The organism is Paenibacillus antibioticophila, assembly GCF_000455265.1.
Taxonomy (GTDB): Bacteria; Bacillota; Bacilli; order Paenibacillales; family Paenibacillaceae; genus Fontibacillus; species Fontibacillus antibioticophila.
Map to the genome: position 1 here is coordinate 2190786 of NZ_HG005139.1, position 7527 is coordinate 2198312.

The window sequence follows — 7527 nt, forward strand, 5'->3', positions numbered from 1 at the left end:
TCAAATTAGCTGGCCTGCATCGCAAGCACTTCCCAGCTTTGCAAGCGTGAAGCATCTGGATGTTGCCAACGTGCTGGACGCCCCCGGAGATACCCGGCTGCTGCTGGCTACGCTCCAGGGCATTGTAAACCGCGCTGAACCGAGAATCTATCTGCTGGAAAATGAAGAAGAGGGAAAATTAACCTGGCTGAAGGATCTTCGTGTTCCTTATGTTCTGCACGACGATGTCTGGACCATTGTGAAGAAATACAAGAACGAACTTAAAGGCCTGATTATCTATGATCCGGAAGTCCCCGATTCCATCAACGTAGCTACAACTTTGGCCGGACTTAAGGATGCTGTCGTGGTTAGTCCCGAGCTGGCCGTTAAGCTGCAAGCCGCCCCCTACAAGCTGAAGATTGTTCAGGATTTGCGCGGCAAATTCAAGGATCGGCTGGACGCGTATACATGGCAATACGAGCAGCTTTGGGACAAAACCACGCACCGGATACTCGTTGGCCTCAGTCCCAACGTATCGATCAAGATCCCGGCGGGACTGCCTGAATCCTTTGTGACTATCGCACAAGAAACCGATCCGATTCGCGATGCCAGCAATAAGGCTGCTTATGATCTGGACTTGACCTCATTTCTGGGTAAAGAGGCCGTGTATTTGCGCTTTGATGATGCATTCACCCAGGACGGATGGGGCTCGGCGGTTCATGAAGTGATCATTAAAGCGGACGGCAAGACGATTGCTCAATTCATTCCCGGTACGCCGGAAGAAGAAGCCTTCTTATACGACCGTCAGGACTCTCAAGTCTCCGCTGGCGACGGCGGGCATCGATTTGCCGATAACGGGCGCTATTTCGTCTACAAATTCACGCCTCCTGCCGGCACCCGTGAGTTGACCGCTACGGTGTATATGTGGAACCAGTATAAGGTTTCTGCAGGGAATATTCAGCCCCTCTCCTCCGAGCAGAAGGAGCCTTACGGCTATCTCAGAGATTATGCAGTAGCCAATAAAGCAATGGTGTTCTGGCTCGAGGTGAATGATCCAAAGCAAAGAGCCTTGTTTGAAAAAATAATGTCGGACGTTAAACCTGGAACACCTTATCTGGGCTGGTTCAGCAATGATGTGGAGGGCGAATTCAGCTCTGTAGAGGTGGCCTCCAATCACAGCGTATATGTGCTGGCAGCCGACTGGTTCAGCAATTTGACCGTGTTCTCCGGCACCAAAATACAGCCTTCACGGGCCAAATCATCCCCTCAGCCTAAGTTGAACAACAAGATTTATGTGACATATACCTTCAGCGAAGGCGATAACTTCCAATACAACCAGCACCGCATGCGTATTCTGTGGGATGATCCAGCACGGGGAGAGGTTCCGATCAACTGGACCTCAAGCCCGCTGTTATACGATGCCGCTCCGGCCATCCTGAACTACTACCGTCAGACAGCAAGCGCGAACGACCTGATCATTGCCGGTCCATCCGGAGCCGGGTACTTCTATCCCGCTGCCTGGCCGGAATCGACGTTTGCCGATTATTTAAAGCAATCCTATAAATATATGCAAAAATCCGGTATGGAGCTGACTTATGCGTTGAATCGGATCGACGGTCAGAACGTCCCTCTGGGCTCCTCTTATGCCAAAGCCTATGAGCGCTATTACAAAGCACCGGGCTTATTCCTGAGCTGGGAGGACCGCTTTGGCGTGGAAATTCTCGATAACTCGCTGCCGGTATCGACAATTCAGGGCATCAGCACCGTTCAAGAGGGTGTGCAGATTCTGGAGCGGGCAAAAGCGGATTGGGACGGAAAGTCGCCGTTATTTGTGTCGATCGGTCTGCTGGCCTGGAGCTTGACTCCTTCGGATGTTGCAGAGATCACAGAGGCACTTGGGCCTGAGTTCGAAGCGGTGCGCGGAGATCACTACTTTTCACTCATTCGTGAAGCATACGGTCTCTCTGTCAAACCCTAAGCTGGATTTAGACTTCATGATTTAGCTGCATTCAACCTTCAGACTTTCGTCTTTTCAAACGTATCTGATCTATATAAGTTGAACTAAAGATTGTACACTGGAGGCAACGTGTGAAGTGTGCTTACGATCCCTGTTGTTCGCGGATTTCCCTAATTGAACTAAGTTATTATAAGGTAGAAATCCACTCACAAAGGCGAACGCTTACGCTTTATGCTTTCGAAGCAGCTTTCTTACAGAAAGCTTTTAACACTTCACACTTATGCCCTTTCTGTGCATTTTTCTAGTTCAAGCTTATATAGTTCAACTATATAGCCCGGAAATCACAGTCTCACTGATGATTTCCGGGTTTTTTCTGCCTCACCTCGCTACTTCTGTTATTTTGGGTAGAGGTTTGTTAAGATAGCGAGTGAACCTATCAACTTCAACTTTAAAAGGATGAGCAGTTATGCAGATTAGAAAAGTACGCAAGCACGAACTGTCCCAAGCGGCCGAGCTGGCTAACAAAATATTTCGAAGCAACCGTTCCCCGATTATGGGATCCGCCTTTCCGGCACTATTCCAGCCCGGTATAGTTCATTCCTTCGGCGCTTTTGATGACCGAGGCAAGCTAAGAGCATTTATGGGGATGGCCCCATTACAAATTCGTACTGAAGCCGGCGTGGTGAACGCCTTTGCGATCGGCTCGGTATGCACAGATCCCGAATTCCGCGGAGCTGGTCTGGCCAGTAAACTGCTGGAGCAATGCCAAGCCTATGCGAGGATTTCCGGTGCTCCTCTATTGTTCATATCCGGTGACCGCTCTCTCTATACTCGCAACGGGGCTGCTTATTTCGGACAATCGCTGCGGTTTGAGCTACACGCCGGGAGTCTTATCCCGCAAGATTCACAGAAGGAATCGCCCTATATCATCTCTGATTTTACAGCCTCTGATATTTTCACGCTGCATCGCTTACTTGAACAGAAGCCTGCTGCATTAGGCTGGAGCGTCGCTGAGCTGGAGCAATATGTGGATGCCGCTCCTTATGCCGCTGTCAGCGATCAAGTTCCCTGCTTCCGGACAGCCGCTTCATCTTCGGGTGAGATCGTCGGGATTGCCATGTTCAGCATCCCTTCCACGGACACGTCAAGCGCAAATGCGGAACAGGAAAGCAAGGGCAGGCTGCTGGAATGGGCCGGTGATCCGGAGAGCATAATCGCAATCCTTCATAACGTCCTGTCTTCCCAACAACTAGACGGATTGACGATCACACTTCCTTGGCAGGATCAGGCATTGTCTTCCTTACTGCAAAGCTACTCTTCCCAGCCCGTTGCCGAACGTAATGCGGGAACTGTCATGATCGTAGACGGCCCGGAGCTCCTGCGGCAGTTAGGGCATGATGGACGAACTGATTTGACGGCGGAAGAGCTATGCTCCTGCCTGTTTGATCCGCAAAGTCCTTATCGCAAGGAAGACCGCTCCAGTTTGCCCCTTGTTCCACTGCCTTATATGTACGGATTATTCTTCATTTAACCTAAAGACGCTAGGCTGATCGCTGGATCACCTTGTCGATGAATTGTATAAAGTGCAACTAAAATCTTGACATTTCCAAATTTCATAATCTTAAGTGTACCACGTACAACTAAAAGTCTGTCTTTTTTCAGAATGGCTGCGTTTTTGCGAATCTAACTGCACCCTATACAGCTATTTTTAAATGCAGAGCCAAAGTTCAGAAATTAGGTGTACCTTTTACCATTAAACCGCCACCATAAATTGAATATAAAAACTGGAGTAATGATCCTGTTGGTTCGGCCTTTGTTCCCTCCACCCGCATAGCGGGTGGTTTTCTGTTTCATACGCTGCGCGAGCTCAACTGGCTAAATCCGCAAAAAAAAAAACCGCTTCTCAACCGAAGCGGTTCTTGCCCATTTTAGAGCAACAGATATTGGATAGGAGTGGAGAGAAACCATACTGTACTTTTATTATATGTATACGTTTTCATTCTGTCAACCACTTTTTTAAGCGTTTTCATTTTTTAATCGAAAAGAAGGAACTCGCTCATCAAAATGTGCTGTTCCTCCCAACTTTCAACTATATAAGTTGAACTAAAACTACATCATGGCTTCACACACCGCCTCCAGCTTAGCCATTATAAATATACGGCATAGCCTTGCGCATGAAGATGCTGCTTGGCCCGCTCCATCTCGTTCTCCTGACGGAAGGACAGGCGCAGCACGCCAGGCACATCTTCCCGGCTCTCAATAATCTGCATATTACTGAGGTTGATATGCTGGACGCCGAGCTCTGTAGCAATTTGACCGATGATTCCCGGGTGGTCCGGCACATCGATGTAAATATCATACAACGAGGTGATTGCACCCTTCCGGCGTTCAGGAAGCTCTCCCCGGAACTGATTCGCCTTTTGGAAGGCTTGTTCAATCCTCTCGCCGTCGCGTTCCTCCAGCATATGGATGAAGCCGTCAATTTCCCGGTTCCAATCCTGCAAGAGGGAGAGCAGCACATTGCGGTTGCTCAGCAAAATATCACGCCAAATAATCGGATCGCTGGACGCGATTCGCGTAATATCGCGGAAGCCTCCGGCAGCCAGCATCCGGTGCAGTCCGTTATCCTTATCGTAATCACATACCTGATTGACAAGGGCGACAGCAATAATATGCGGCAAATGACTGATCGCTCCGACAATCTCATCATGCAGCACCGGGTCTACCCGCACAATTTGTGCCCGGGTATAACCCAGCAGCTGCTCCAGCCGCAGATAGGCTTCCTCCGGCACGCCAGCAGAAGGCGTTAGAACATAAAAGGCATTTTCAAACAGCAAGGTCGAGGCTGCCTCCACTCCGGAGCGCTCAGAGCCCGCCATAGGATGTCCGCCGATAAAATGCACCCCCGGTCTGGAGCAGGTTTCCGCACAAGCCGAAATGGAAGCTTTCGTGCTTCCCACATCCGTAATGATGCAGCCCGGCTTTAACGGCAGCTCATTCAGCCTGCGCAAATACTCCTCCAGGTTGCCTACAGGAACGCACAGGAAAATAAAATCCGCATCTGCAGCCGCTTCCTCCATCGAAGCTGTCGCAGCGTCCACAACGCCCCGCTCAATCATCCGGTTGAGGGAGCCGGGACGATGGCTATGTCCCACAACCGTGATTCCAGGCTTCCCTTTCAGGCACAGGCCCAGTGAGCCTCCAATCAGTCCTACGCCAAAAATAGCAACTTTTATCGTCATCTTGTTCACTCGTTTTCTACAATTAGGTTATGAATCCATCAGAAGGACATGCTCGGGTCTTTTATTTCAAGAGCACCTGCTCCAGGGCTGAGATGAACTTGGCATTCTGTTCCGCCGATCCCACAGTCACACGGATATGGTTCGGATACACCGGGAACCCGGCCCGCACGATGATGCCAAGACGAAGCAAGGACTGGAACATTTCGGTGGCTTTCGTCTTTACGTTAACCATTATAAAGTTGCCGTGCGCCGGGAAATACTCCAGACCCAGACGGTCAAACTGCTCATTCAGATACCGGATTCCTTCCCGATTTCTGGCCTTGCAGGTTGCAACGAATTCAAGGTCAGCAAGGGATGCCTTCGCTGCTGCCTGGGCAAAGCGGGACGTGTTGAACGGTTCACGAACCTGATTGATCAGCTTGATCACACCCGGTTGTCCTACGCCATACCCGATCCGCAGCGATGCCAGCCCGTAAATCTTCGAGAAGGTGCGCAGAACAATCAGGTTCGGATATTTTTCCAGCAAGGATATCCCGTCAGAGTATGTAGGATCAGCCACATATTCGGCATAAGCCTCATCAAGCACGACCAGCACCTGCTCCGGAACCCGGTCAAGGAACGAGGTGAGCTCGCTATCCGGTACAATGGTTCCCGTCGGATTGTTGGGATTACATATCCAGACGATTTTAGTCTTAGGTCCAATCGCCTGAAGCATCCCCTCGAGATCATGAACTCCGTCCTTCAACGGAACTTCAATGCTCTTGGCCCCTTCGATGTCCGCGTTGCTCTTATACACCGAGAAGGTTTGATCCGCCATGACACTCTCATCCCCTGGAAGGAAGAATGCACGGGCAATCAATGCGATAATCTCATCCGAGCCGCAGCCGAAAATAATCTGGTCGGAATTCACGTGATGGTACTCCGCCAGCGCACCTGCCAATTCAACCGCACTGCCGTCAGGATAAAGGCTGATGTTCGCAATTTCCTCTTTCAATACGGCTTGAACTCGCGGAGAACAACCAAACGGATTCTCATTTGAGGCCAGCTTGATCACCTCGGTCAATCCCAGCTCACGCTTGACATCTTCAATGGGCTTGCCCGGCTGATAGACGGGCAGATTAACAATATGGGGTTTTGGCAACAAGACGGGTCCCTCCTCTATCTCTTTAAACTTTCAACTTACCGTATCTTTAATTGTGCCACAAAGTCTCGAATTTGCAACAGCCCCTGCTCCCGCTGCTCCTTACTTTTCAAGAGCCGCAGACTTTCCTCGATCTTTCTGACGATAGCGCTGCCCACTACGGTGCCGTCACAAATCTTTGCAAACCGCTGGACCTGCTCTCCGTTAGAAATACCGAAGCCTACGGCAACCGGAAGATCCGTTCCTGCTTTAACCGAGGCAATGAAGTCATCGACACCCTTGTGAAAATCGCTCCGTTCTCCCGTTACGCCCAAAGAAGATACGCAATACACGAATCCTCTGGCCCGGGACAAAATCAGCGAAATTCGTTCGCTTGAGGTTGGAGCGACGAGCGGAACAAGCAGGATACCATGCTCATCCCCAAGGCGCAGCACCTCTTCCGATTCCTCGAACGGCAAATCCGGAACGATCAGCCCGCTGATATCCGCTTGACGAAGTAAAGTGAAGAACTGCTCCAATCCCATCTGCAGCATGGGATTATAATAGGTAAACAGGACAAACGGCATGGTTACGCCACGATTTCGCGCTTTTTTCGCCGTCTCCAGACATGTCTCGATCGTAATCCCATGCACCAGCGCACGCTCGGATGCCCGCTGAATAACCGGTCCGTCAGCCAGCGGGTCAGAATAAGGCACGCCAAGCTCTACGATATCTGCCCCGGCCTGCTCCAGCTGAAGCAGAATGTCGACAGTAGTATCGGGGTCCGGATCACCGACCGTAATAAACGGCATCAGTGCTGTCTCTCCGGCTTCACGCAGACGGCGGAACGTCTGCTCCATCAAATTGTTGCTGACGGCTTCCTTCACAGCTCTGCACCCCCTTCGGTATAGGCCATAATGGATTCAACGTCCTTATCCCCGCGTCCGGACAAGCAGATGACGAGGATCTCATCCTGCTTCATCTTCGGAGCCAGCTTGGCAACCTGTGCCACCGCATGCGCCGACTCTAGTGCCGGAATGATGCCTTCCAGCCGGCTGAGCAATTGCAGCGCTTCAAGGGCCTCCTGGTCGGTGATCGGGTAATATTCGGCCCGCTGGATATCCTTCAGGTAGGAGTGCTCGGGGCCAATCCCCGGATAGTCCAGTCCGGCCGAGATCGAATGCGCCGGCAAGACCTGCCCGTAAGCATCCTGAAGCAGGTAGCTCATG

General features: G+C 51.0%; 5 protein-coding genes and 1 pseudogene. 2 read left to right on the plus strand and 4 right to left on the minus strand.

Annotated elements, in window-relative coordinates:
* Positions 1 to 46 precede the first annotated feature (46 nt).
* The gene (locus tag TX85_RS10075) at positions 47 to 1957 is read left to right on the plus strand and encodes a GxGYxYP domain-containing protein (RefSeq protein ID WP_233500679.1); all 1911 of its coding nucleotides are present in this window, start codon (positions 47 to 49) and stop codon (positions 1955 to 1957) included.
* Between the two features lie 445 nt (positions 1958 to 2402).
* On the plus strand, positions 2403 to 3467 hold the full coding sequence (locus TX85_RS10080) for a GNAT family N-acetyltransferase (protein WP_044479004.1): 1065 nt from the start codon (positions 2403 to 2405) through the stop codon (positions 3465 to 3467).
* A gap of 616 nt (positions 3468 to 4083) precedes the next feature.
* On the opposite strand, the gene TX85_RS10085 is transcribed toward TX85_RS10080, so the two are convergent.
* The 4 genes and pseudogenes from TX85_RS10085 to TX85_RS27545 all read right to left on the minus strand — a co-directional run.
* The gene (locus tag TX85_RS10085) at positions 4084 to 5178 is read right to left on the minus strand and encodes a prephenate dehydrogenase (protein WP_044479005.1); all 1095 of its coding nucleotides are present in this window, start codon (positions 5176 to 5178) and stop codon (positions 4084 to 4086) included.
* 61 nt (positions 5179 to 5239) lie between these two features.
* Complete coding sequence (gene hisC, locus TX85_RS10090; protein ID WP_044479006.1) at positions 5240 to 6322, minus strand: histidinol-phosphate transaminase; 1083 nt, start codon at positions 6320 to 6322, stop codon at positions 5240 to 5242.
* A 35-nt stretch (positions 6323 to 6357) separates the two neighbouring features.
* Positions 6358 to 7158: a tryptophan synthase subunit alpha gene (gene trpA, locus TX85_RS10095; protein ID WP_044479962.1), complete on the minus strand. Its 801-nt coding sequence runs from the start codon at positions 7156 to 7158 to the stop codon at positions 6358 to 6360.
* 23 nt (positions 7159 to 7181) lie between these two features.
* Positions 7182 to 7527: pseudogene (locus tag TX85_RS27545) on the minus strand (tryptophan synthase subunit beta); the annotation flags it as partial.

What these genes read in the sequence shown, in the direction of transcription:
- TX85_RS10080 (WP_044479004.1), top strand. Translation starts at nt 2,403, where the DNA reads ATGCAGATTAGAAAAGTACGCAAGCACGAACTGTCCCAAGCGGCCGAG.
- trpA (WP_044479962.1), bottom strand. Translation starts at nt 7,158, where the DNA reads ATGGAGCAGACGTTCCGCCGTCTGCGTGAAGCCGGAGAGACAGCACTG.
- TX85_RS10085 (WP_044479005.1), bottom strand. Translation starts at nt 5,178, where the DNA reads ATGACGATAAAAGTTGCTATTTTTGGCGTAGGACTGATTGGAGGCTCA.